25 protein-coding genes and 1 other RNA gene are annotated in these 22,962 nt (G+C 68.6%); 9 read left to right on the top strand and 17 right to left on the bottom strand.

The features are described from left to right. Positions 1 to 372 precede the first annotated feature (372 nt). On the top strand, positions 373 to 1,362 hold the full coding sequence (locus ACIBG5_RS08775; protein WP_360457006.1) for a helix-turn-helix domain-containing protein: 990 nt from the start codon (positions 373 to 375) through the stop codon (positions 1,360 to 1,362). Between the two features lie 64 nt (positions 1,363 to 1,426). Here the strand turns inward: ACIBG5_RS08775 and ACIBG5_RS08770 are convergent, their stop codons facing one another. From ACIBG5_RS08770 to ACIBG5_RS08760, 3 genes are all read right to left on the bottom strand, one after another. Beyond that, complete coding sequence (locus ACIBG5_RS08770; protein ID WP_396390947.1) at positions 1,427 to 2,533, bottom strand: aspartate-semialdehyde dehydrogenase; 1,107 nt, start codon at positions 2,531 to 2,533, stop codon at positions 1,427 to 1,429. After that, positions 2,530 to 3,798, bottom strand: a complete 1,269-nt coding sequence (locus tag ACIBG5_RS08765) for an aspartate kinase (RefSeq protein ID WP_396390946.1) — start codon at positions 3,796 to 3,798, stop codon at positions 2,530 to 2,532. The genes ACIBG5_RS08770 and ACIBG5_RS08765 overlap by 4 nt, the downstream gene beginning before the upstream one ends. A 96-nt stretch (positions 3,799 to 3,894) precedes the next feature. Next, a complete protein-coding gene (locus ACIBG5_RS08760) occupies positions 3,895 to 4,020 on the bottom strand; it encodes a hypothetical protein (RefSeq protein WP_396390945.1) in 126 nt (41 codons plus the stop codon). 19 nt (positions 4,021 to 4,039) lie between these two features. Here ACIBG5_RS08760 and ACIBG5_RS08755 point away from each other — a divergent pair, with 19 nt between their 5' ends. Together ACIBG5_RS08755 and ACIBG5_RS08750 are read left to right on the top strand one after the other, a co-directional pair. Beyond that, the gene (locus ACIBG5_RS08755) at positions 4,040 to 4,363 is read left to right on the top strand and encodes an ArsR/SmtB family transcription factor (RefSeq protein ID WP_396390944.1); all 324 of its coding nucleotides are present in this window, start codon (positions 4,040 to 4,042) and stop codon (positions 4,361 to 4,363) included. A gap of 57 nt (positions 4,364 to 4,420) precedes the next feature. Beyond that, positions 4,421 to 5,014, top strand: a complete 594-nt coding sequence (locus tag ACIBG5_RS08750) for a dihydrofolate reductase family protein (protein WP_396390943.1) — start codon at positions 4,421 to 4,423, stop codon at positions 5,012 to 5,014. Here ACIBG5_RS08750 and ACIBG5_RS08745 read toward each other — a convergent pair. After that, the gene (locus ACIBG5_RS08745) at positions 4,897 to 6,108 is read right to left on the bottom strand and encodes an MFS transporter (RefSeq protein WP_396390942.1); all 1,212 of its coding nucleotides are present in this window, start codon (positions 6,106 to 6,108) and stop codon (positions 4,897 to 4,899) included. The genes ACIBG5_RS08750 and ACIBG5_RS08745 overlap by 118 nt on opposite strands. 79 nt (positions 6,109 to 6,187) lie before the next feature. Here ACIBG5_RS08745 and dinB point away from each other — a divergent pair, with 79 nt between their 5' ends. Then, a complete protein-coding gene (dinB, locus tag ACIBG5_RS08740) occupies positions 6,188 to 7,390 on the top strand; it encodes a DNA polymerase IV (protein WP_396390941.1) in 1,203 nt (400 codons plus the stop codon). A 14-nt stretch (positions 7,391 to 7,404) separates the two neighbouring features. Here dinB and ACIBG5_RS08735 read toward each other — a convergent pair whose 3' ends face one another. The 8 genes from ACIBG5_RS08735 to ACIBG5_RS08700 form a co-directional block, all read right to left on the bottom strand. Beyond that, positions 7,405 to 7,893 carry a GNAT family N-acetyltransferase gene (locus ACIBG5_RS08735; RefSeq protein ID WP_396390940.1) on the bottom strand — a complete coding sequence of 163 codons (489 nt, stop codon included), beginning with the start codon at positions 7,891 to 7,893 and terminating at the stop codon, positions 7,405 to 7,407. Positions 7,894 to 7,904: 11 nt separating this feature from the next. After that, positions 7,905 to 9,332: a serine/threonine-protein kinase gene (locus ACIBG5_RS08730; RefSeq protein WP_396390939.1), complete on the bottom strand. Its 1,428-nt coding sequence runs from the start codon at positions 9,330 to 9,332 to the stop codon at positions 7,905 to 7,907. A gap of 22 nt (positions 9,333 to 9,354) precedes the next feature. Then, complete coding sequence (locus ACIBG5_RS08725; RefSeq protein ID WP_396390938.1) at positions 9,355 to 10,005, bottom strand: hypothetical protein; 651 nt, start codon at positions 10,003 to 10,005, stop codon at positions 9,355 to 9,357. Positions 10,006 to 10,039: 34 nt separating this feature from the next. After that, complete coding sequence (locus ACIBG5_RS08720; protein WP_131361381.1) at positions 10,040 to 10,684, bottom strand: DUF5063 domain-containing protein; 645 nt, start codon at positions 10,682 to 10,684, stop codon at positions 10,040 to 10,042. Further along, entirely contained in the window at positions 10,677 to 11,276 is a 600-nt protein-coding gene (recR, locus tag ACIBG5_RS08715) for a recombination mediator RecR (RefSeq protein WP_350853180.1), read from the bottom strand. The genes ACIBG5_RS08720 and recR overlap by 8 nt, the downstream gene beginning before the upstream one ends. A gap of 1 nt (position 11,277) precedes the next feature. Next, entirely contained in the window at positions 11,278 to 11,832 is a 555-nt protein-coding gene (locus ACIBG5_RS08710) for a YbaB/EbfC family nucleoid-associated protein (RefSeq protein WP_396390936.1), read from the bottom strand. Between the two features lie 191 nt (positions 11,833 to 12,023). Then, positions 12,024 to 12,638, bottom strand: a complete 615-nt coding sequence (locus tag ACIBG5_RS08705; protein ID WP_396390935.1) for a DUF2461 family protein — start codon at positions 12,636 to 12,638, stop codon at positions 12,024 to 12,026. Positions 12,639 to 12,690: 52 nt separating this feature from the next. Continuing rightward, positions 12,691 to 15,297: a DNA polymerase III subunit gamma and tau gene (locus ACIBG5_RS08700; protein ID WP_396390934.1), complete on the bottom strand. Its 2,607-nt coding sequence runs from the start codon at positions 15,295 to 15,297 to the stop codon at positions 12,691 to 12,693. Between the two features lie 165 nt (positions 15,298 to 15,462). On the opposite strand from ACIBG5_RS08700, the gene ACIBG5_RS08695 reads away from it, so the two are divergent. Next, on the top strand, positions 15,463 to 16,278 hold the full coding sequence (locus ACIBG5_RS08695) for an aminoglycoside 6-adenylyltransferase (RefSeq protein ID WP_396390933.1): 816 nt from the start codon (positions 15,463 to 15,465) through the stop codon (positions 16,276 to 16,278). Between the two features lie 3 nt (positions 16,279 to 16,281). On the opposite strand, the gene ACIBG5_RS08690 is transcribed toward ACIBG5_RS08695, so the two are convergent. Beyond that, positions 16,282 to 17,907 (bottom strand): long-chain fatty acid--CoA ligase, encoded by a 1,626-nt coding sequence (locus ACIBG5_RS08690; protein WP_396390932.1) that lies wholly within the window; start codon positions 17,905 to 17,907, stop codon positions 16,282 to 16,284. Positions 17,908 to 18,003: 96 nt separating this feature from the next. Here ACIBG5_RS08690 and ACIBG5_RS08685 point away from each other — a divergent pair, with 96 nt between their 5' ends. The 3 genes from ACIBG5_RS08685 to ACIBG5_RS08675 are packed head-to-tail and all read left to right on the top strand — an operon-like array spanning position 18,004 to position 19,737. Next, positions 18,004 to 18,867, top strand: a complete 864-nt coding sequence (locus ACIBG5_RS08685) for an N-acyl homoserine lactonase family protein (RefSeq protein ID WP_396390931.1) — start codon at positions 18,004 to 18,006, stop codon at positions 18,865 to 18,867. Next, the gene (locus ACIBG5_RS08680; protein WP_396390930.1) at positions 18,864 to 19,331 is read left to right on the top strand and encodes a MarR family winged helix-turn-helix transcriptional regulator; all 468 of its coding nucleotides are present in this window, start codon (positions 18,864 to 18,866) and stop codon (positions 19,329 to 19,331) included. The genes ACIBG5_RS08685 and ACIBG5_RS08680 overlap by 4 nt, the downstream gene beginning before the upstream one ends. A gap of 1 nt (position 19,332) precedes the next feature. After that, positions 19,333 to 19,737: a hypothetical protein gene (locus tag ACIBG5_RS08675; RefSeq protein WP_396390929.1), complete on the top strand. Its 405-nt coding sequence runs from the start codon at positions 19,333 to 19,335 to the stop codon at positions 19,735 to 19,737. Between the two features lie 134 nt (positions 19,738 to 19,871). Here ACIBG5_RS08675 and nadE read toward each other — a convergent pair whose 3' ends face one another. Both nadE and ffs read right to left on the bottom strand, forming a co-directional pair. Further along, positions 19,872 to 20,687, bottom strand: a complete 816-nt coding sequence (gene nadE / locus ACIBG5_RS08670) for an ammonia-dependent NAD(+) synthetase (RefSeq protein WP_396390928.1) — start codon at positions 20,685 to 20,687, stop codon at positions 19,872 to 19,874. A gap of 49 nt (positions 20,688 to 20,736) precedes the next feature. After that, an RNA gene (gene ffs / locus ACIBG5_RS08665) (signal recognition particle sRNA small type) lies at positions 20,737 to 20,833 on the bottom strand. Positions 20,834 to 20,939: 106 nt separating this feature from the next. Between ffs and ACIBG5_RS08660 the strand changes: the two genes are divergently transcribed. Then, the gene (locus ACIBG5_RS08660) at positions 20,940 to 21,755 is read left to right on the top strand and encodes a TIGR03620 family F420-dependent LLM class oxidoreductase (RefSeq protein WP_396390927.1); all 816 of its coding nucleotides are present in this window, start codon (positions 20,940 to 20,942) and stop codon (positions 21,753 to 21,755) included. Positions 21,756 to 21,775: 20 nt separating this feature from the next. On the opposite strand, the gene ACIBG5_RS08655 is transcribed toward ACIBG5_RS08660, so the two are convergent. Both ACIBG5_RS08655 and ACIBG5_RS08650 read right to left on the bottom strand, forming a co-directional pair. After that, on the bottom strand, positions 21,776 to 22,318 hold the full coding sequence (locus tag ACIBG5_RS08655; protein WP_396390926.1) for a GNAT family N-acetyltransferase: 543 nt from the start codon (positions 22,316 to 22,318) through the stop codon (positions 21,776 to 21,778). After that, positions 22,315 to 22,938 carry a CatB-related O-acetyltransferase gene (locus tag ACIBG5_RS08650; RefSeq protein WP_396390925.1) on the bottom strand — a complete coding sequence of 208 codons (624 nt, stop codon included), beginning with the start codon at positions 22,936 to 22,938 and terminating at the stop codon, positions 22,315 to 22,317. Before ACIBG5_RS08650 ends, ACIBG5_RS08655 begins: the two co-directional genes overlap by 4 nt. Between the last annotated feature and the right edge of the window lie 24 nt (positions 22,939 to 22,962).

Raw genomic sequence — 22,962 nt, 5'->3', positions numbered from 1 at the left:
GGAGATGCACAGTTTGTACACCCTCCAGCACAGCCGGTGATGGCACGGGAGTGCGAGGGCACCGATGCGCCGGGATCGAGACCCAACCGAAACGGGCTCCGCTGACGGAACAGCGAACTCGGGCCAGAATTGGAACAGCAGCCCGGCGGCGCTCAGGTGGTCCGTCGCCGGGCTGCTGGACCTCAATTCTCGCTCACAACTGCGCAGAAATGGTGGCCAGATGGTGACACGGCACAAGAATGCTGACAGGACAACAAATATCGCTGGGTGCATTCAGGGCGACACGGACAGTGCGATCGGCACTGGATCGACCGTCCTACTCTGGAGGGGCGGTAGCGGACAGTGACAGCACTCGGAAGGGAGGAGAGAGTTGTGAGCACAACGGACACGGAGCGTGCCGACCATCTGAAGGTGCTCGGACTCAGCAACGACGAGATCAAGGTCTACCAGCACCTGCTGCGGACCGGTCCGTCGTCGATCACCGAACTGGACGAGGCGGTCCCCGACCGCGACGCCACCATCGACGCCACCCTCGGTGGGCTGGTGCAGGCGGGCCTGGCGCGGCGGTCCGGTTCGGACCACTCCCGCTTCCTGCCGGTGCCACCCGACGCCGGCCTCGAGGCGATGACGCTGCGTCGCGAGTCCGAGTTGAAGCAGGCCCGGATCGAGGTGCTGAACGCGTACGACGAGTTCCGCCGGACCGTGCACAACGAGTCGACCACGCACCTGATCGAGGTCGTCACCGGCAGCGCGATCGTCGAACGCATCCACCAGATCAAGGGCGGTGCGCAGCGGGAGATCCTGGCGATCGACTCGCCGCCGTACTACATCGGCGGGCCGAACCAGGAGGAGATCGACCACCTCAAGCGGGGCGTCTCCTACCGGGTCGTGTACTCACCGGAGTCGGTCGAGGTGCCGGGGTACCTGACCGAGAACATCCTGCCCTGCGTGGAGGCCGGCGAGCAGGCGCGGGTCCTGCCCTACGTACCGGCCAAGCTGACCATCATCGACGGTTCGATCGCGTTCGTGTCGATGTCGGTGCGCGACACCGATGTGAACCGGTCGCTGCTGATCATCCGGCCGAGCAGTCTGCTGACCGCCCTGATCGGGATGTTCGAGCTGTGCTGGCGCAACGCGCTGCCGCTGCACGCGTCGGTCGGCACGGAGGACGACCGGCTCGAACCGATCGAGCGCCGCCTGCTCGCGTTGCTCGCCACGGGTGCCGCGGACGACACGATTGCCCGTACGCTGGGTATCAGCCGACGTACCTTCTTCCGCTACCTGGAGCGCCTGATGAACCGCACCGGCGCAAGCACCCGCTTCCAGCTCGCCCTGCACGCCGCACGGGAGAACTGGCTGTAAAGACACCCGTCGCTTGCTCGCCGGGGCGGGCGGGCAGGCGACGGGCCTTTGCTACAAGGGATTTCTAGGACGCGGTCGCGGTGAATTCCTTGGCGACGACCTCGGCGATCTGCGCGGTGTTCAGCGCCGCGCCCTTGCGCAGGTTGTCGCCGCAGACGAACAGCTCCAGCGAGTTCGGGTCGTCCAGCGACTTGCGGATCCGGCCGACCCAGGTCGGGTCGGTGCCGACCACGTCGGCCGGGGTCGGGAACTCACCCTCCGCCGGGTTGTCGAACAGCAGCACGCCCGGGGCGTCCCGCAGTACCTCGCGGGCCTCGTCGGCGTCGACCTCTTGGGCGAACCGCGCGTGCACCGACAACGAGTGCGTGGTGACGACCGGCACCCGGACGCAGGTCGCGGACACCTTCAGGTCGGGCAGGCCGAGGATCTTGCGCGACTCGTTGCGGACCTTGAGCTCCTCCGACGACCAGCCGTCGTCCTTGAGCGAACCGGCCCACGGAACGACGTTCAGCGCGAGCGGCGCCGGGAACGGGCCGAGCGCGTTGCCGATCACGCGGCGAACGTCGCCCGGCGTGGTGCCGAGGTCGCGATTGCCGGCCACCTTCATCAGCTGGTCGTACAGCGCGTCGATGCCTTCCTGCCCGGCACCAGAGGCCGCCTGGTACGACGCGACGACCAGCTCCTCGAGCTCGAAGCGGTGGTGCAGCGCACCCATCGCGACGATCATCGACAGCGTCGTGCAGTTCGGATTGGAGATGATGCCGCGCGGCCGGTTCCGGGCCGCTTCGGCGTTCACCTCCGGCACCACCAGCGGGACGTCCGCGTCCATCCGGAACGCGCCGGAGTTGTCCACCACCACCGCACCCTTGGCGGCCGCGATCGGCGCCCACTGCGCGGACACCGCATCCGGTACGTCGAACATCGCCACGTCGATGCCGTCGAACGCGTCCTCGCTGATCGCGACGACCTCGACCTCCTCGCCGCGCACCTTCAAACGTTTGCCCGCAGAGCGCTCGGACGCGATCAGCCGGATCTCTCCCCAGACGTTCTCCCGGGTCGAGAGCAGAGTCAGCATCACCGACCCGACCGCGCCGGTCGCACCGACCACCGCCAGGGAAGGCAGACCCGTCCGGTCCTCGATCGTGTTCTCCACAGCGCTCACAGGGGTCACCGTCCAGTTCCTCCGTACACGACGGCCTGGGTGTGCTCGTCGTCCAGATCGAATGCGGTGTGCGCCGCGGTCACGGCGGCATCCACCAGGTTCTCGTCCACGACCACCGAGATCCGGATCTCCGAGGTGGAGATCATCTCGATGTTCACGCCGGCGTCGGCGAGCGCGGAGAAGAATTTCGCGGACACGCCCGGGTGTGAGCGCATTCCGACACCGACCACCGACACCTTGCCGATCTGGTCGTCGTAGAGCAACTGCTCGTAGCCCACCTCGTCCTTCATCCGGGCCAGCGCGGACATCGCCCGGGCGCCGTCGACGCGGGGCAGCGTGAAGGAGATGTCGGTGCGGTTGGTGGCGACCGCGGACACGTTCTGCACGATCATGTCGATGTTGGTCTCGGCACCGGCGACCGTCTCGAAGATCCGGGCCGCCTCACCGGGCTTGTCCGGTACGCCGACCACGGTGATCTTGGCCTCATTGCGGTCCTGGACCACGCCGGAGATGATCGCCTGTTCCATTTGATCCAGTTCCTTCGCATCGACGACCCAGGTGCCTTCCTTCTGCGAGAAGGAGGAGCGCACATGGACGGGGACGTTGTAGCGCCGCGCGTACTCGACGCAGCGCAGGTGCAGCACCTTGGCGCCGCACGCGGCCATCTCGAGCATCTCCTCGTAGGAGATCTTCGGGATCTGCTTGGCGGCCGGCACGATCCGCGGGTCCGCGGTGAAGATGCCGTCCACATCGGTGTAGATCTCGCAGTAGTCCGCCTCGAGCGCGGCGGCCAGCGCGACCGCGGTGGTGTCGGAGGCGCCGCGGCCCATCGTGGTGATGTCCTTGGTGTCCTGGGCGACGCCCTGGAACCCGGCCACGATCGCGATGTGGCCCTCGGACAGCGCTCCCTCGATCCGGCCCGGCGTGATGTCGATGATCCGGGCGTTGCCGTGCGCGGACGTGGTGATCACACCGGCCTGCGAGCCGGTGAAACTTCGCGCTTCGTAGCCCAGGTTGGCGATCGCCATCGCCAGTAGGGCGGCGGAGATCCGCTCCCCGGAGGTGAGCAGCATGTCCAGCTCGCGCGGCGGCGGCAACGGGGACACCTGCTGGGCCAGGTCCATCAGCTCATCGGTGGTGTCGCCCATGGCGGAGATGACCACCACCACGTCGTTCCCGGCCTTCTTCGTCGCGACGATCCGTTGGGCCACACGCTTGATGCAATCGGCGTCGGCGACCGAAGAACCGCCGTACTTGTGCACGACGCGTCCCACAGCTGTGTCTCCTCAAACCACTGGATGCGGTACGCCGTGCCGCGTTGCACCAGGCGTAGTCATTCGCGGTCATTCTAGCCGTGACTCGCTCGTTGCCTACCGGCTGACCAGCACCCGGTCCGCTTGTCCGGCCGATCCGGACGGCGCCGAAGGTTCCGTGGCCGCGTTGACGACCGACCGCAAACCGTCCGGCCGGCGATGCCCCTTGTTCATATAAGTCATCACTGAAATACTGCGATCCGTGCACGCGTTCGACATCCTCGGTGACCCGGTCCGGCGCCGGATCCTGGAACTGCTGGCCGACGGCGAACTGCCGGCCGGCAGCATCGCCGCGGCGATCGGCGCCGAGTTCGGCATCAGCCAGCCGGCCGTCTCCCAGCATCTGCGGGTACTGCGCGACAACGGCTTCGCGACCGTCACCGTCGCCGGCACTCGGCGGCTGTACGCCGTGGACCCCGGGCCACTGCGCGAGATCGACACCTGGCTGGACCGGTACCGCAAGTTCTGGATCAACCGCTTGGATGCCCTGGAGACCGAGATCCATCGCGGCCGCCGGCAGAGCTGACAACATTTCGCTGCTCCCCTGCATCTGACAGGTGAACCAACCTGGAGGGGGCAGTGCATGCGAACGATCGTCGCCAGACTGTGTATGTCGGAGGACGGGATCGTGGACCAGCCGGAGCGCTGGCTGCCCCAGGCCGCCCACGGCGCCGTGATCGACCAACTGGTGACCGGCTCCGAGACCGTCCTGCTCGGCCGCAAGACCTTCGAGCAGTACGCCGCCACGGGACTCGAGCTCTCGAGGACTCTCGTCGTCTCCTCACAGCCCGTGAGTGCTCGGCCGGACACCGAAGTACTGCAAGGTGATCCGCGCCGGGTGCTGTCGGCCTTGAAGCGGCTGCCCGGATCCGATCTGCACGTCGTCGGCAGCCTCACGCTGATCCGTTCGCTGCTGCGGTGGCGGCTGATCGACGAGGTGGCTCTGCGGATCCATCCCGTCGCCGCGGGCCGCGGAGCGTTCCTGGACCGGCGTGCGTTGCGGCTGATTTCGATGTGGGCCGGGGACTCCGGCGTACTGGAGGCTCGGTACCGGATGCTCTACGCCGGGACCGCGAGCTCCTCGAGGCTTGCGGACTCGGCCGGCCGGTGGGGTGGCACGCGGATCAGGGACAGGGTCGCCAGCAACCCCAGGACTGCCATCAGGACCCACGCGTAGCGGACGCCGAAGGACTCGACCACCGTGCCGGCAACGGCCGAGCCGACCGCGGACCCGATCATGCCGCCACTGAGCATCCAGCCGAAGATCTCGGTCCGTGCCGAGGCCGGCGTCATCGCGCCGATCCGCTCGTAGATCGCACCGATCGTCGGCGCGATCAGGCAGCCTGCCGCGAACAGCATCACGGCCAAGGCGACCACCGAGAACGTGGCGAACACGCACGCGGCGGTGAGGACGGTCATGGCCAGCATCCGGCGCCAGACGTAGGAGTCCCGGCGGCCGGGGAGCGCCCCGCCGACCAGGCCGCCACACAGACTGCCGGCCGCGGCCGCCATCTCCAGTACTCCGGCGATGAGGCGGTTGCCGTGCTCGTCGGCGAACGCGACGATGCCCAGCGACATTGATGCGAAGCCGGTGACCATGCAGGCGAAGGCGAACAGCAGCGGCAACCTGTGCCGGTGGAGCAGAAGTTGCAGCGCGGTCGGGCGGGGTCCGTCGGACTCGTCGTGCGGCGTCCGCGGCTGTTGCTTGAGAGCGAACCACCAGATCGCCGCGGCCGCCGTCACCGCACACGCCAGCACTCCGGCGCGTGGACTGGCGAAGCTGACCGCGATGGCACCGAGCATCGGACCGATCAGGAACAACAGCTCCTGCGCGGTCGCGTCCAGTGCATAGACCGCGCGCAGCCGCGCACCCTGCACCAGCTTCGGCCAGCTCGCCCTCAGCGCCGACGTGACCGGGGCGACGAACATGCCGGCGAGGGCAGCCGCGATCGGCAGCACCCGGTACCAGCTGTACGGCAGCAGCGCGACCACTGCCATCAGTCCACCCCACGCCATCCCAGTGCCGAGCAGGACCCGCCGTGCTCCTCTGCGGTCGGCGAGACGCGACCACACGACGCTGGCGACCGCCATACCGACTGAGTAGGCACCCGCGACCACTCCGGCCCAGCCGAAGTTGCCAGCGGCATCCTTCGCCAGGAACGACAACGGCACCATCGTCGCCATCACCGGCAGCCTCGCGATCAGGGCCGACGCCAGCAGCGCCATCACTCCGTGGGTCTTCCAGAGATCGCGATATGCGGTCAGGTCCATAAGCAGCATTCTGTCCTGACACCTACGGTGACCGCCTCGGGATTTCTCCCTATCTTCGGCCCTGCGAGTATGCGAACATATGTTCGTGGCGGGATCAGGCGGGGCAACCATCCTGCATGCCGACCTGGACGCCTTCTATGCGTCGGTCGAGCAGCGGGACGACCCGCGCCTGCGCGGCCGGCCGGTGATCGTCGGTGCCGGCGTCGTCCTCGCCTGCAGTTACGAGGCCAAGGCGTACGGCGTCCGGACGGCGATGAACGGCGGACAGGCGTTGCGCCGCTGCCCCGGCGCGATCGTGGTGGACCCGCGGATGTCGGCGTACTCGGAGGCCAGCAAGGCGGTGTTCAAGGTGTTCGAGGACACCACGCCGCTGGTCGAGGGCATCTCGATCGACGAGGCGTTCCTCGACGTCGGCGGGCTGCGGAAGATCGCCGGGACGCCGCTGGACATCGCCCGGCGACTGCGGGCCGAGGTGCTGTCGAAGGTCGGGCTGCCGATCACGGTCGGGGTGGCACGGACGAAGTTCCTGGCGAAGGTCGCCAGCGGGGTGGCGAAGCCCGACGGTTTGCTCGAGGTCCAGCCGGACCGCGAGCTGGAGTTCCTGCATCCGTTGGACGTCGAGCGGTTGTGGGGTGTGGGTGAGGTGACCGCGGAGAAGCTGCGAACCCGAGGGCTCACCAAGGTCGGCGACGTCGCGATGCTGCCCGAGGCCGCGCTCGTCGCGATGCTCGGCCGGGCGTCCGGACGGCATCTGCATGCGTTGGCGCACAACCGCGATCCGCGGCCGATCGAGGTCGGGCGGCGCCGGCGGTCGATCGGTTCGCAGCGAGCGCTGGGCCGCTCCCCCAAGTCGCCGGCGACACTGGACGCCGTACTGGCCGGACTGGTCGATCGGGTGACGCGGCGGATGCGGACGGCGGGGCGGTCCGGGCGGACGGTGACGCTGCGACTGCGGTTCGACGACTTCAGCCGGGCGACGCGATCACACACATTGCCCCAGGCAACCGATCAGACGCGGGCGATCCTGATCACCGCGCGGGCGTTGCTGTCCGCGGCCCGGCCACTGATCGCGAGCCAGGGGATCACGATGATCGGCATCTCGGTCGGCAACCTGGAGAACGAGGCCGCCCTGCAACTCGCCCTCCCCTTCGACAAGGCCGCGAACGACGAACTCGACAGCGCGCTCGACCTGGTCAAGGACAAGTTCGGCACCAACGCCATCACCCGCGGGATCCTGCTGGGTCGCGACCAGGGCCTCACGGTGCCGATGCTCCCGGACTAGCCCTCGCGAGCAGGTCAGAGATCGAGGCGGAGTTCGAGGACGAGTTCGTCGCGGAGCGGGATGCCGTACTCGCCGGTCGCCGGGATCCAGGGCTTGACCGCACGGGCCGCGTCCATCGCATCGGGGGTGACGCCAACGATCCGCAACCCTCGCCGCTGGTAGAACCGCAGACCGTCCAGATTGTCGTTGGTCGTGATCAACCAGAGCCGCCGAGCCCCCACCTCCCGCGCAACCTCGATCGCGGCGGTCAGCAGGGCACTCCCCACACCCAGGTGCCGAACAGGCGCGTCGATCGTGACGACCTCCAGGTCGCCATCCGCCACCGTGTAGGTGAGCAGACCGACGATCCGGCCGTCCTGCTCCGCGACGAGCGCGGGCAGCGTCGCCGCGTCGTACACCGTCCCGTGGGCGACCACGACCGACCCACCCCAGGCCGCGGTCAGGAGGCCGACGACCGCCTCCTGGTCAGCCTCCGTGGCCTGCCTGACGCTGAGCTTGTTCATGTGTTGCAAGCCTAGGGTGAGTTGTCGTGGCGGGGGCCGGCGTACCAGTTGAGGGCGGCCCGGAGTTCGTTCAGTTGGTGCAGGCGGCGTTTGTGGGTGGCGCCGTGGGCGATCGGGTAGAGGCGGGTGCCGCCGTGGTCGTTGCGGCGTGGGCTGGGCAGGGCGGACTGGAAGAGCGGGTCGATCCAGGCGATCAGCCAGGGGCGGCGAGGGTCCCCGGCGATGCGGAGGCGGGTCACTGCCTGCCACGGGACGCTGGCTTGCTGGGAGCCTCTGACCATCGTGACGCCTTGAGGAGTGAGGCGTAGTTGGACTCGGCGTCGCAGGACCAGGCGCCAGCTGCGGATCGTGAGGTAGAGGAGGAACACGTCGAGCGCGAGGAAGAACAGGGCGACCGCGGGGTGCATTGTCTGCCTGGTCTCGTCGCTCGGGAAGAAGCCGATGGTCAGGACGGTCAGGAGCGCTGCGAAGACGACCGGCCGGGTCCTGCTGGTCGTGAAGGTGGCACCGGCCGGTTGAACTGACTGCGGCCGGGGACGTGGCCGGGGCTTTGGCTGCGGCGGCGGTGGTTCGGGGAGGAGCTTGGTCGGTGGTGGCGGGAGGCGGATCGTGTCGGCGGGTGGGGCGAGAAGCCCTGTGTTTGCAGGGGATCCGAGGAGGTGGAGCACGTCCGAGGGAGTTGGGCGTTGCGCGGGGTCTTGGACGAGACAGCGGCGTATGGCGTCGTGGAGTGGGCTGGGGAGCGGCGGGATGTGGGGCTGCTCGTGGATGATGCGGTGGAGGAGCGACGCGGGGTTGCCGGTTGCGAACGGACCGCGGCCGGACGCCGCGAACACCAGCACCGCGCCCAGCGCGAACACATCGCTGGGCGGGCCGATCGCCGTACCCGTGATCTGCTCGGGCGACAGGTAGCCCGGCGTACCGATCACGAGGCCGGTCGCGGTCAGACTGACCTCCTCGAGCGCACGGGCGATGCCGAAGTCGATCACCCGCGGGCCGTTGCCGGTCAGCACGATGTTCGACGGCTTGAGATCGCGGTGGACCAGACCGCAGCGATGGATGGCCACCAGCGCTTCGGCGAGTCCTCCCGCGAGCGCCTGTACGCCGCCCGGCGTCATCGGCCCGGAGGTCTCGATCGCCCTCTGCAGCGTGGGACCGGGCAGGTACTCCGTGGCCAGCCAGGGATGCTCTGCATCCGGGTCGGCGTCGACGACGGCGGCCGTGAACGCACCACTGACCTTCCGCGCGGCCTCGATCTCGCGTGCGAACCTGGCCCGGAACCTCGCGTCGTCGGCCAGTTCGTCGCGGACCACCTTGACCGCGACCTGGCGTCCGCCCGGCGAGCGGGCGAGGTACACCGAACCCATCGCGCCGCGACCGAGCCGGCCCTGGATCGCGAACGACCCGATCGTCGTGGGATCGCCTGCCTGCGTAGTCATCGGACAGTCACGCTAACGCGCTTCAGGAGCGCGGGTAGCCGATCTCGGCGATGCTCTCGGCGAGATCGGTCAGACGACGTTGCGGGTTGAGCGAGGTGACGACGTACTCGGTCAGTGGCATCAGCGCGTAGACATGGCGGATCGGCTCGAGGTCGAGGTCCGTCTGGTAGTAGTCCTCGGCGAAGGTCAGGTACGCCTCCGGCCGCCCGTCCGCGATCACCTCGAAGAGCCAGTCCGCGCCGTCCTTGTCCACACCTTCGACCGGTCCACAACGCCAGGCGTCGTCGTACGTCGTACGCCAGAAGCACACCGTGGCACGCGGCGCCACGTCGCGGAACGCCGGTTCGTCCCGCGCACCGTGGAAGACCTCCGGCACGCCGTCGAGCAGTCCCGGCCAGGTCTGCATGTCGTTCCCGTACGGCGACACCGGAGATTCATGGTCGAACCCGTAGGCGAACGCACCGCCCGGCGAGAAGACGATCGAGTACTCGTCACCGGACCCATTGCGCATCAGCGCGGCTTCCTCCGTCTCCGACCACCGGCCGTCGAACGAGAAGTAGCGCAAGTGGTCCGGACTGTCGCTGAGCACCAGATCCAGCACCGCGAGCGCACGACTGACCCGCCGCACCGTCGCCAAATCGGGCAGCCGCTGGATCACCTCGTAGACAGACACCGGGCCATTCAACCGGCCCGCGAGTCCATTGGCACTACCGGCGCTGGACGGCTTCCTCCGCGACCTCGACCAGCTCGCGGTCGGTGGCTTCGGTTTCGGCGTCGTGGGCCGGCTCCAGCCGGTCGTGCGCGATCAGTGACTGGATCGCCCGGAGTACGGCGCTCGCCGCGGCACCCCAGGTGGACACGTAGGAGAACTGCCACCACCACAGCGCCTCGACGATCCGGCCCTCCTCGTAGTGAGCGAGGCCGTGCACGAGGTCGTTGGCGATCGCCGTCAGGTCGTCGGACAACCGGTTGACGGTGATCTCAGGCGGAGCGGCGTACGGGTCGAAGACCTCGGCGTACTCGTCCAGGCCCTCGAACAGCACCGCGAGCCGGTCGCGCATCGCGTCCAGGTCCGGGTCCGGCCCGGCGTCGGACTCGAACCGCTCGTCCGGGACGAAGTCCTCGAACGCGCCGAGCCGGCCGCCGGCGAGCAGCAACTGGCTCACCTCGAGCAGCAGGTACGGCAGCGAGGCGAGGCCCTCGTCGACACCGTCCTCGTCCGGCTGTGCGGCGATGTCGCGCACCGAGATCAGGAAGCTCTGCACCTGGTCGGCGATCTGCTCGGCGAACTCGGAGAGGTCCTCGGAGTCGGTGCCCAGCGCGCGCTCTGCAATATCGGTTGAATCAGTCATCGATCGATCGTCGCCCTTCAAACGCCCGTCCGAGTGTGACCTCATCGGCATACTCGAGGTCACCGCCTACAGGAAGTCCACTAGCCAATCGGGTGACGCGCAAGCCCATGGGCCGCAGCAAGCGGCTCAGGTACGTCGCCGTCGCCTCACCCTCCAGGTTCGGATCGGTGGCCAGAATGATCTCGGTCACCTCTCCGCTGGCCAGCCGCTGCATCAGTTCCTTGATCCGCAACTCGTCCGGACCGATCCCCTCGATCGGCGAGATCGCGCCGCCGAGGACGTGGTACCGGCCGCGGAACTCGCGGGTCCGCTCGATCGCGACCACGTCCTTGGCCTCCTCGACCACACAGATCAGACTCAGGTCGCGGCGCGGGTCGCGGCAGATCCGGCACTGCGCCTCCTCCGCGACGTTGCCGCAGATCTCGCAGAACTTGACCTTCTCCTTGACCTGCACGAGCACATGCGCGAGCCGCCGTACGTCGGTCTCGTCGGCGGCGAGCAGGTGGAACGCGATCCGCTGCGCGGACTTCGGACCGACACCGGGCAACCGGCCGAGCTCGTCGATGAGGTCCTGGACGGCCCCCTCGTACACGTCAGCCCGGGTTCTGACCGGGCTGGCCGGTCCCGTTGCCCGGGTTCACGAACCCGGCACCGCCCGAACTGGGCCCGCCCGTGGATCCGCCCTTGCCCGGGTCGTCGGTCTCTTCACCGGACTCGACCGCGGGGGTCGTCGAACCTGGCAGGCTGAAACCGGCCGGCGCTCCGGATCCACCGAGTCCGGGGATCCCCGCGCCGCCGAAGTCCGGCGCGTCCGGCCCGCCGCCGAAGCCCGGGAGGCCGCCGGCCAGCGGGCCCATCGCCCGGGCCGCGACTTCCTTCGCGTTCTCCGAGGCGTCGCGCACCGCGGCGACGACCAGGTCGGCCAGCGTCTCGGTGTCGTCCGGGTCGACGGCCTGCGGCTTGATCGTCAGGCTCAGCAACTCCCCGGTCCCTGACACCAGCGCGGTCACCAGCCCGCCGCCCGCCGAGCCCTCGATCTCCTGGCTCTCCAGGTCGGCCTGGGCCTCCATCAGCTGGTTCTGCATCGCCTGCGCCTGCGCGAGCAGATTGGACATGTCGAAGCCCCCAGCACCGCCACCGTCGAACACTGCGATCTCCTCGTCCCAACCGCTCTCTGACTACCCCGAGCCTCAACACTAGCCGGTCCCCAGGACAACCCCACTCCGCACCAGAAACCGACCAGTCTCCCCAAGTTATCCACAACCCTGTGAACATCCCCTTCCACAGGCTGTGAATGCTGTGGAAACCGCCCGGCTGGATCCACACCCCTTGTGGACGACTACGGCTTCTCCCAGCCGGTGGTGACGACGTAGTCGGTGTACCACGTGGTGAGCTCGATGAGCGGTCGGAGCGCCTTGCCGATCAGGCCGACGTCATGGGTGTCGATCGGCATCTCGGCGTACACGGATCGCCGCCGGAGGAGGTCGGCACGCGGATGATCGGACGAGTACTCGCGCGGCATCCGCACCGCGGTCGGCCCGGTGAGCTCGAAACCGGTGCGGCCGAGCGTCTCGACAATCCCGGCGAGCTCGCCGCCGCTGTCCTCGGCGTCGACCATCGCGCGGTACCGCCGGACCTGATCGCTCTCGGGATGCGCCGAGCCACCGCCGAGGGCGAACCCATCGAGGTCGAACGTGAACGAGATCCGGATCCGCCGCGCGATCCAACTCGTCGCGTGCTGCCGCTGCCAGGCCGCGGGGCGATCGGACATCCCGCCCAACCAGAACTTGCCGAACTCGCCCGTCTCGTTCAGTTCGTCACACAGCTCCTGCAACGGGCCGCGCACGTACCGCTCCAAGTCGTCCCGATGCGACTCCAGCTGAACAGGACTCGGATCGCCGTCGAGATCGACCATCACATCGAACGCCGCGTCGCTCCACCCTTGGAACCCCATACCCAGCAACCTCCCACGCCGCACCGACAACTTCCCGCGGCCGGTGCTGCTGCTAGTTGGGTTCTTCGGTGATGATCTGGGCACCGAGAGTTTCGCGGAGGAGGTCGGTGTGGGAGCGGGAGTCGTCCTCGAGGACCACGTCGTCCTCGCCGATCGCGTCGGCTTCTTCCTCGGGAGTGAGAGGGACTTCTGGGGCGACAGGTGCGGCTGCGGCTCGGCGGGCCTGCTCAGCGGCCACGGCTGCTTCCGCCGCCCGGCGTTTGCTGGCCGCCTGCTCTCGGCGATCGGGCGCCGGCCGTCTTGAGGCTTGCCCGTCCTCCCATGGATCAGGCTCTGGCGGTACGTCGTACTCCGGGTCCGGTGGCTCCTGTACGGCGATCGCAGTACCTGGACCGTCGGACCACTGCCCAGCGGCGCCATTCGAGGCACCCCGCGAGCCCCGACCCGACGCGCCCGAGCCGCCCGCCGACGCATCCCGTGACGAGCCCTGAGAGCCACCACCGGGAGCCGTGCCTGCCCCTGTGCCTACCCCTGTGGCGGCGCTTGAGCCGGCCGGGGTCGCGTCCGCCGCACTGGGCGCACTAGCTGAGCCGGGACTGCCCGCCGATCCATCTGATGCGGGACCACCTGCCGAGGTAGGTCCGCCGGGCGCGGGGCCGCCGCTCGGACCGGGTGACGTCGCAGGTCCAGTACCCGGGCCGCTCGCGCCACCTGCGCCGGGCGCGCCGCCCGCGCCGCCTGCGGGCGTGGTTGAGCCGCCGCCGGCCTGGGGGCCGCTGGGGCGGGGAGCGGCCGGCTGGTGACCGCCGCCGGCGCCTGGGTCGGTGGAGGGGTCGACTACTGCCTCCACACGACGGTTCAGGCCGATGGTGTCGATCATGGCCTGGCGGAGAATCTCGTCGCTGCCGGACCGCGCGAAGCTCTCACGAGCACCGGCGTTGACCAGGCCGAGCGTCAGAGTCTGGTCGTCGATGGCGATGACCTGGGCGTTCTGGCTCAGCATGATCCAGGCGAACCGGCGCTTGGCCTTCACAGCCTCCAGCACCTCGGGCCACAGCCGCCGGATGTCTACCAACCCAACAGCCCCACCCGCCGGCGTCCCCGCCGCGCTTGCACCCGTCGGAGCTGGCGGCGCGGAGGCCGCCGGAGCTGATTCTGGCGGCGCCGAAGCGGTCGACGCCGAGCTTCCTGACGAAGGTGCGGGTTGGCCTGCAGTCGTTGGCTCTTGTCCCCAAGCGCCCTTCCGGCTAGCTGGACCATCGCTGCTGGCCACGGCATCCGCAGTAGCCGCGCCGACCGGCGTACCACCGCTGGAAGGCTCCCCACCAGACGCCGCGGCTCGGGCGGCCGCACGACTGGTCGATGCACTCGCAGGCGCCTCCGCGGGCGGCAGCGAAGACTGCGCAGGAGTAGACGGCGCAGGAGTAGACGGCGCAGGCGCGACACCGGATGGCGCGGGCGGAGCGGACTCCGGCGTACCTGCGGGTACACCGATCGTGAGGCGGCGTTCCATCCGGTCCAGGCGAGCCTGAATGCCGTTGGTGGAGTCGTCGGCGCCGGGCAGCAGCACCTTCGCGCAGATCAGCTCGAGCTGAAGCCGAGGAGCAGTAGCGCCACGCATCTCGAGCAGTCCGGCCGCGACGATGTCGGCCGCCCGGGTGAGCTCGGCCGCGCCGATCCCGGCGGCCTGGGTCTGCAGCCTCTCGCCCTGGTCCTCGGCGGCCTCGATCAGGCCGGAGGCGACCGCGTTCGGCACGGCGGACAGTACGACGAGGTCACGCAGCCGCCGGAGCAGATCCTCGGCGAACCGCTTCGGGTCCTGGCCGGTTTCGATGACCTTCTCGACCGTCTCGAACACGGCCCTGCTGTCGTGCGCCGCGAACCCATCCACACAGGCGTCGAGCAGGGAGTCCGGCGTGAACCCGAGCAGCGCGACGGCCAGCTCGTACGTGACGCCGTCCGGCCCCGCACCACCGATCAACTGGTCAAGCACGCTCAGCGAGTCACGCACCGAACCTGCGCCCGCACGCACGACCAGCGGCAACGCGGCCGACTCGATCGCAACGCCCTCGGACTCGCACAGAGAGGCCATGTAGTCGCCGAGGGCCTTCGGCGGGACCAGGCGGAACGGGTAGTGGTGGGTCCGGGACCGGATCGTCCCGATCACCTTGTCCGGCTCCGTGGTGGCGAAGATGAACTTGAGGTGCGGCGGCGGCTCCTCGACCAGCTTCAGCAGGGCGTTGAAGCCCTGCGTGGTCACCATGTGCGCCTCGTCGATGATGTAGATCTTGTAGCGGCTCTCGACCGGCGCGAAGAAGGCCCGCTCCCGCAGGTCGCGGGCGTCGTCGACACCACCGTGCGATGCGGCGTCGATCTCGATCACGTCGATGCTGCCGGGACCGCCGCGGGCCAGGTCGGTGCAGGACTTACAGACCCCGCACGGCTCGGCGATCGGGCCCTTCTCGCAGTTGATCGCGCGGGCCAGGATCCGGGCACTGGTGGTCTTGCCGCAGCCGCGCGGCCCGGAGAACAGGTAGGCGTGGTTGACCCGGTTGTTGCTCAGCGCGTTCCGCAGCGGCGCGGTGACATGGTCCTGACCGATCACCTCGGAGAACGTCTCCGGGCGATACCGGCGGTACAACGCAAGGGGTGCTTCCACGCCCGCAACCCTAGCGCCGCCGCCCGACAATTCCTCCCCCACGCCGTGCCGCCGCTCCAGCACCCCCGGTGATCGGCAAGGTCCCGTGCACACTGGGCGGTCGCGTTCCGCCGGGCGCAACGCACCGAGCAGCCACTGCGCGGTGGGTGAGCCTACGCTGCTCGGGTGACTACTGGGGACGAGAAGCAACAAGAGGTCATCGAACGCGCCGGCACCGCGCTACCCGCGGACGAACGGATTCTGGCGGTCTACCTGGTCGGGAGCTACGGCTCCGGCCAGGCGGATCGTTTCAGCGACGTCGACGTGCACTGCGTCGTCACCGACGAGAGCGTCGACTGGTTCGAGGAGAACTGGCTCGAGCTGATGACCGCACTAGCCGGGCCGACCGTCTGGGCGGATCGCATCCCCGGCCTCGTCGGCGGGCTGGGCATCACCTCCGACTGGCTGCACGTCGACCTCGTGATCCACCCGCTCGCCACGTTCGACCGGTTCCAGTACGACGGAGTACGGGTGCTGTTCGACCGGGACGGCACGTTGTTCCCGGACGGCGATATCCCAGCAAAACAAGGCCGCCCCGGTACGCCGTACTGGCCGGCAGGCCCGGTCCACCTCTTCTTCTACTTCCTGGGGAACCTGGTCACCGTCCTCGGTCGGGACGAACGCATCGTCGCCAACCAAGGCGTCGGCGCGGTCCGCGATCAGCTGATCAACCTGATGCTGGCCGAGCGCGGAGTACTCCGTACCGGCGGAGCCAAGCGCCTCAACGCATTGCTGTCCGACGAGCAACGCGCCGCACTGGAGGCGATCCCGGCAGCCGGCTCCGATCCTGCCGAGATCGTCGCGGCCAACCAGTACATCTGCCGGCAGTTCATCGCGCGCGGCACCGCGCTGGCCAAGGTCACCGGCGAGGACTGGCCGGCCGAGTTCGTCGACGCGACCCTCACCCACCTCCGCAACCACTTCGGAGTCGACTTCTCCTGACGCCTACTCCAGGTGGTAGTCGGCGAAGCGGGTGCGCAGGTCCTTCTTGGAGAACTTGCCGACCGACGTCTTCGGGACCTCGTCGATGAACTCGACGGCGTCCGGGAGCCACCACTTCGCGACCTGCGGGCGGAGGTACTCGAGGATCTCGTCGCCGGTGACGGTGGCGCCTTCCTGCAGGACAACGCAGGCCAGCGGACGTTCGTCCCACTTCGGATGACGTACGCCGATGACGGCTGCTTCCTTGACGTCGGGGTGAGCCATCAGCAGGTTCTCCAGCTCGACCGAGCTGATCCACTCGCCGCCCGACTTGACCAGGTCCTTGGTGCGGTCGACCAAGCGGACCGAGCCGAACCGGTCGATGGCGGCGACGTCGCCAGTCTTCATCCAGCCGTCCTCCGTGGTCAGCTGGACCGGCTCGTCGGGCTGGTAGTACTCGGCCGCGATCCACGGCCCGCGGACCTGCAGCTCGCCGGTGGCCTCGTCGTCCCACGGCAACGGCGTGATCGACCCCGGCTCGACGATCCGCACCTGGACGCCGGGCAGCGGCAGCCCTTGCCGCGACCGCAGATGGGCCTGCTCGTCCTCGGCCAGATCCTTGTTCCGGGCCGGTACGTGCGAAGCCGTCGCCACCGGGCTCGTCTCAGTCATCCCCCACGCCTGCAGGATCGGCCGACCGAGCTTCTCCCGGAAGGCCTCGGACAACGCCAGCGGTACGGCGGACCCACCGCACGGGATCCGGCGGAGCTTGGGAAGCTCCACCCCGTCCAGCAAAGGCAACAAGCCTTGCCAGATCGTCGGCACACCGGCCGACAACGTGACCTCTTGTTCCTGCAGCAGTTTCAGGATCCCCTGCGGAGTCATGTCCGGACCCGGGAAGACCAGGCTCGCCCCCGCCATCGGCGCCGCGTGCGCCAGACCCCAGGCGTTCGCGTGGAACATCGGCACGACCGGCATCACCGTGTCCGTCTCGTCCAGCCCGATCCCGGCGTTCGTCAGTACGCCGATCGAGTGCAGCCAGGTGGACCGGTGCGAGTACACCACGCCCTTGGGGTTGCCCGTCGTACCGCTCGTGTAACACATCGCGGCGGCCTGGTTCTCATCCTCGACGTGGAATTCGACCGGCTCGGCAGCGGCCAGCAGCTCCTCGTAGTCGTGGAACCGCGGGTCGTCCGGCACCTCCACACCGGACGCGCCGGCGGGCAGATCGTCCATCACCACGACGTGCCGGACCAGCGGGAGGCGGTCGAGGAGCGGTAGGAAAAGCCCGAGCAGGGAACGGTCGACGAAGACGACCTCGTCCTCGGCATGGTTCGCGATGTAGACGACCTGGTCGGGGAAGAGCCTGATGTTCAGCGTGTGCAGGACACGGCCGGTGCAGGGCGCGGCGAAGTACAACTCGAGGTGACGCCCGGAGTTCCAGGCGAAGGTGCCCACCCGTCCGTCCGCGCTGATGCCGAGCGTGTCGAGGACGCCGCCCAGTCGTCTGGTCCGGTCGGCCCACTCGCCGTACGTGAGCCTCGCCGGCGCCGGACCGCCGGTGTAGACGGTCTTGTCCGGGTAGAACTGCTCGGCCCGGAGAAAGATGCTGTCCAAGGACAGCTGGAAGTTCTGCATCAGACCCTTCATGCAGACACTGTGCCAGCGATGCTGTCAGGTTGGCCACGATCCCGCGGGTGTCGAGAGACAGTTGACACGACATATATGTCGTGTAATCTATTGTTCATGACAACGATCGACCGGGTGTCCGTGGTGAGCACGGGCACCGTCAAGATCCGGCCCGAACATGTCGGGCCGACGACCAAGAACCTCTATGTCTGGCTCGCGACCTCACGACAGTGGACGCAGCCCCGACCCATCAACGCGTACGTCGTCCAGCACGCCGACGGACTCGTGCTGTTCGACACCGGGCAGGACCTCGCCTCCGTGACCGACCCCGGGTACTTCCCGGGCGGCCTGAACGGCGTGATCTACGACCGGCTGGCGCAGTTCGAGATCGGTCCGGAGCAGACGCTGACCCGGCAGCTCGCGGCCATCGGGTACGACATCCGCGACGTCCACACCGCAGTCTTGTCCCACCTCCACCAGGACCACATCGGCGGCCTGCCCGAGCTCGCGCACGCCCGGATCGTGATCAGCGAACCTGAGTGGACCTCGATGCGCCGACCGCTCGCCGCCGCCCGCGGGTTCCTCCGCTCCCACATCGAACTGCCCGGCCTGCGCTGGGACCTGATTCGGCCCGAACCACTCGACGACTCCACGATTGCACCGTTCAGCGCCGGACACGACCTGTTCGGTGACGGCAGCCTGGTCCTGCTACCGACTCCCGGCCACACGCCCGGATCCCTGTCCCTGCTGGTCCGCCGCCCCGGTGGGCCGCCGCTGTTGATGGTCGGCGATCTCACCTACGACGCCGATCTGCTCGCCGCCGGTGAGCTCCCTGGGGTCGGGTCCAAGTCCGCACTCCGGCGTACCGTTGCCCAGGTCAACGAACTGCGGGCGCTGCACCCGGACCTCGTCGTACTGGCCGCCCATGACCCGGCGGCAGCTGGGCTGCTCGCCCAAGCCGTGGGGGCAGGGGCGCAGTGAAGACGGCGGAGGAACTGCGGTACCTGATCCTGGCGATCCAGCGCGAGGGCAACCGACTGCTGGCCGCGGAACTACGGCCACTCGGGGTGACGCCGTCGCAGGCCGAGGTACTGCGGGTGCTGCGCGACCACGGGCCGCTGACCCTCAGCGCCCTCGGCGGGCTGCTCGTCTGCGAGACGGGCAACAGCCCGAGCCGCTTGGTGGATCGGCTGGTCGCGCAGGGACTGGTTCAACGCGACACGGATCCGTCGGACCGGCGCTACCTCGCACTCAGCCTGACCGCGGAAGGCCGCAAGCTCAGCCAGCGGATCGTCGCGGCCGAAAACGTTCTGCACAAGGCGATTGACGATCTCGTCGCCGACCAACCCGTTGATCAGACCATCGAAACGCTGCGCGTCCTGGCCGGCGCCTTCCCCGCCGGGGAGGCGCTCGCCCGCCGACGCGCGGCAGAACAGGACACCTGACATGGAACAAGCAACCCTCACCATCCCCGCCGACCGCGACGCGATCCGCGCCGTACTCCTCGACGTACTCGCACTGCCTGAGTGGAACGAGGCGTTCGTCTCCCTCTCCGGCCCAGCGGTGCCTGCGGTCGGAACGACGTACAAGCTTCAGGTGCGCCCGGGGCTCAGCGGCCGGCTGGAGTACGCCGTGATCGAGCCGGACCGCATCGAGATCCACTGGCAGGTCCCCGGCTTCCGCGAAACCGGCGTCTGGACGATCGGCGACTCCGGCCTGGTAACCCACACCTTCACCCAGGCCGGCCCACTCGCCGCCGTCCTGAAACCCGCCTACCGCGGAATAGCCCCAGTCCGCCTGGACCGCCTCGCGGCTCGGATGCTCCTGACACGGGAGGTTGGCCGGGCCTAGTCCGCCGCGCATGCTGATCGAGGTTCGTGATACCGATCCTCGGCCACGCATCCCGAGGCCGTCGAGTCGTGGATTCGGGCAGCGAACCTGCGACTTCATGAGCCAACATCCACGACTCGGGAACTGCCGCCTGCCTACACAGCGATCGGGAGGGCTCGTTTGTGGGCGGTGCGACGGTGGGTGGCGATGATCGTCGCAGCTGCCTTCTCGTCGATCTCGTGGCCCTCGAGGAAGTCGTCGATCTCGTCGTACGTGACCCCGAGCACCGCCTCGTCGGGCAACCCTGGGTTGTTCGTCTCCAGGTCAGCAGTCGGCACCTTCCCGGTGATCTCCGGCGCCGCGCCCAACCGCGCACCGACCTCCCGCACCCGCCGCTTGGTCAACCCCGACAGCGGCGTCAGGTCGCACGCGCCGTCGCCGTACTTCGTGAAGAACCCCATCACCGCCTCGGCAGCATGATCGGTCCCCACCACGAGACCACCACGAGCCCCAGCCACGACATACTGCGCGATCATCCGCTGCCGGGCCTTCACGTTCCCGATGTGGAAGTCTTCGCGATCGCCCAACCCGGAGTGCCGGACCGTGTCGACCATCGCGTCGGTGGCCGGCTTGATGTTGACCACGAGGGTCTCGTCGGGCTTGATGAACTCGAGCGACCGCTGGGCATCGTCCTCGTCGGCCTGGACGCCGTACGGGAGCCGCATCGCCACGAACGTCGCCTCGCCGCCCTCGGCGCGGACGCGCTCGACCGCGAGCTGGCAGAGGCGGCCGCCCACCGCGGAGTCGACACCGCCGCTGATCGCGAGCACGTACGACCTGGCGCCGGTGAGCCGGAGGCGGTCCGCGAGGAACTCGACCCGGCGCTCGATCTCGGTGTCCGGGTCGTATGACGGGGAAACGCCGAGCTCGGCGATGATCAGTTCCTGCAGGTAGCGGCGTTCGTCGCTCATCGGGCTCCCTCACGGTCAGGTTCGGCCTGACCAGCCTAAAGGGCCCGGACATGAGGATTCCCCGCGCACCCGGAAGAGCTCACTTACCCTTGCTGCCTTCCGGCCCTGGGGGAGTTGGGCGAGATACCGCCACGCGGGGAACCGACCAAGAGTGTACGGGATGCCGACGGCCAACCGGGAATCGGTCCGCACGGACAACGCTCTGAGCGAACACGGTAGCTACCGGGGCCGGACGAGGATCAAGCTGACTGGGTGACGAATCATCAATTCGGTCCGTTCGGGATCACGACCGGGCTGACCAGCAGCCCGGAGTCGTTGGCGGCGGCGCAGGCTGCCGAGGAGCTCGGGTACCCCGCGATCTGGCTGTCCGGCGGTCCGTTGCCGGGGCTGCAGACCATCGCCGACCTGATCGGCGCAACCAACTCGATCAGGTTCGTCAGCGGGATTCTGTCCGTCGACAAATACAGTGCCGCCGACGTCAGTACGGCGTACGCCTCGCTCGAGAAGTCCGCCCCAGGACGCTTCACCGTCGGGCTCGGGGGTGCGCACGGTCCCAAGCCACTGGCGAAGATCACCGCGTTCCTCGACGAGGTCGACGTACCGGAAGAGCGTCGGGTGCTCGCAGCACTCGGGCCGCGCATGCTCGAGCTGGCGCGCGACCGCTCCGCGGGCGCGTACCCGTTCCTGGTCTCCGCCGCGTACTCCGCCGAGGCGCGCAAGGTGCTCGGACCGGACAAGCTGCTCGCGGTGAGCCATCTCGTCGTTCTGGAGACCGACGCGGACAAGGCCAGGGCGATCGCACGGAACACGATCAGCTTCTTCCCACAGATCCCTGGGTACGCCGCCTCGCTCAAGCGGCAGGGATTCAGCGAGAAGGACCTGACCGAGTTGCCCGATCACCTGGTCGATGCACTCGCCGCGTGGGGTACGCCGGCGGACATCAAGGCCAAGTTGACCGAGCACCTGGACGCCGGCGCCGACCACGTGACGGTCAACGTCATCACCGGCGTCACCGGTCCGCAGCCGGTGGAGCAATGGAGGACGCTAGCCCCCACGCTGCTTGCGTAGTTCTCGCAGTTCCGCTGTGGTCACCCGCCGGCCGGACGGTTGACCGACAACGGCGCCCTGGGCAACTGCTTCTCGTACAGCCGCGCCATCGTCTCCAGCTTGTCGTACCGGTACGGCCGCTCCTCACCGGTCGGCTCGAAACCCTGCCGCAACCAGAACGCGGTCGCGACGTGCGCGTTCGTCGCCACGATCGCCAGTCGCAGCGTCCTCACCTCCGGCCACGACGTCTCGACGTACCGCTGGATCAGGTCGTACGTCGCCCTGCCGAGGCCCAGCCCCTGATGGTTCCAATGGACCTCGACGAGGCCGATGTAGGCGGTGTGGTCGTTCGGGAACCCCCTGAGCAGGTCGGCGACGGCGACGAGCCGGCCGTCCTGGAACGACCCGAGCACGACCTTCGCGTCCTCGGCCAGCCCGTCGGGCCGCATCATCAGCAGACTCTGCGCATCCGCCGGGCCGGGCGGATATCCCGTGACCCGCTCGGTGTAGCCGGGATCCGATTCGATCAGCTCCTGCAGAGCGTCGACGTCCTCGACCGCGATCGGCCGCAGTACCAGGCTCATCGCTCCAACTCCTCGATGCTGCCGGCCATGATCGCCCGGAGGTTCGCCGTGATCCGCTCGGTCGGCCAGTCCCACCAGGCGATCCGCAGCAGCCGTTCGACGTCCTCGTCGGAGAACCGGCGCCGGATCAGCTTCGCCGGGTTCCCGCCGACGATCCCGTACGGCGGTACGTCGTCGACCACGACCGCACCGGACGCGATGATCGCGCCATCGCCGATCGTCACCCCGGGCATCACCAGACTGCGGTAGCCGAACCACACGTCGTTGCCGACCACGGTGTCACCGCGACCGGGCAGCCCGGTGATCAGGTCGAAGTGCTCCGCCCACGCGCCACCCATGATCGGGAATGGGAACGTCGACGGCCCGTCCATCCGGTGATTGGCGCCGTTCATGATGAACGTCGTGCCCTCGCCGAGCGCGCAGTACTTGCCGATCCGCAGCCGCTCGGGTCCGTAGTGGTAGAGCACGTTGTTCGTCTCGAACCCGGTCGGATCCCGCGGATCGTCGTAGTACGAGTAGTCGCCCACGTCGATCAGCGGCGACTTCACCACCGCCTTCAGCAGCACGACCCGCTCGGCCTCGGGCATCGGATGGACGACGTTCGGATCCGGTGCATCCATGCGACCGACCCTAAATGAGGAGCC

This window comes from Kribbella sp. NPDC050241 (assembly GCF_044459685.1).
Lineage (GTDB): Bacteria > Actinomycetota > Actinomycetes > Propionibacteriales > Kribbellaceae > Kribbella.
Note: the sequence above shows the minus strand (reverse complement) of the source record. Positions and strands in the feature narration are given on the sequence as shown.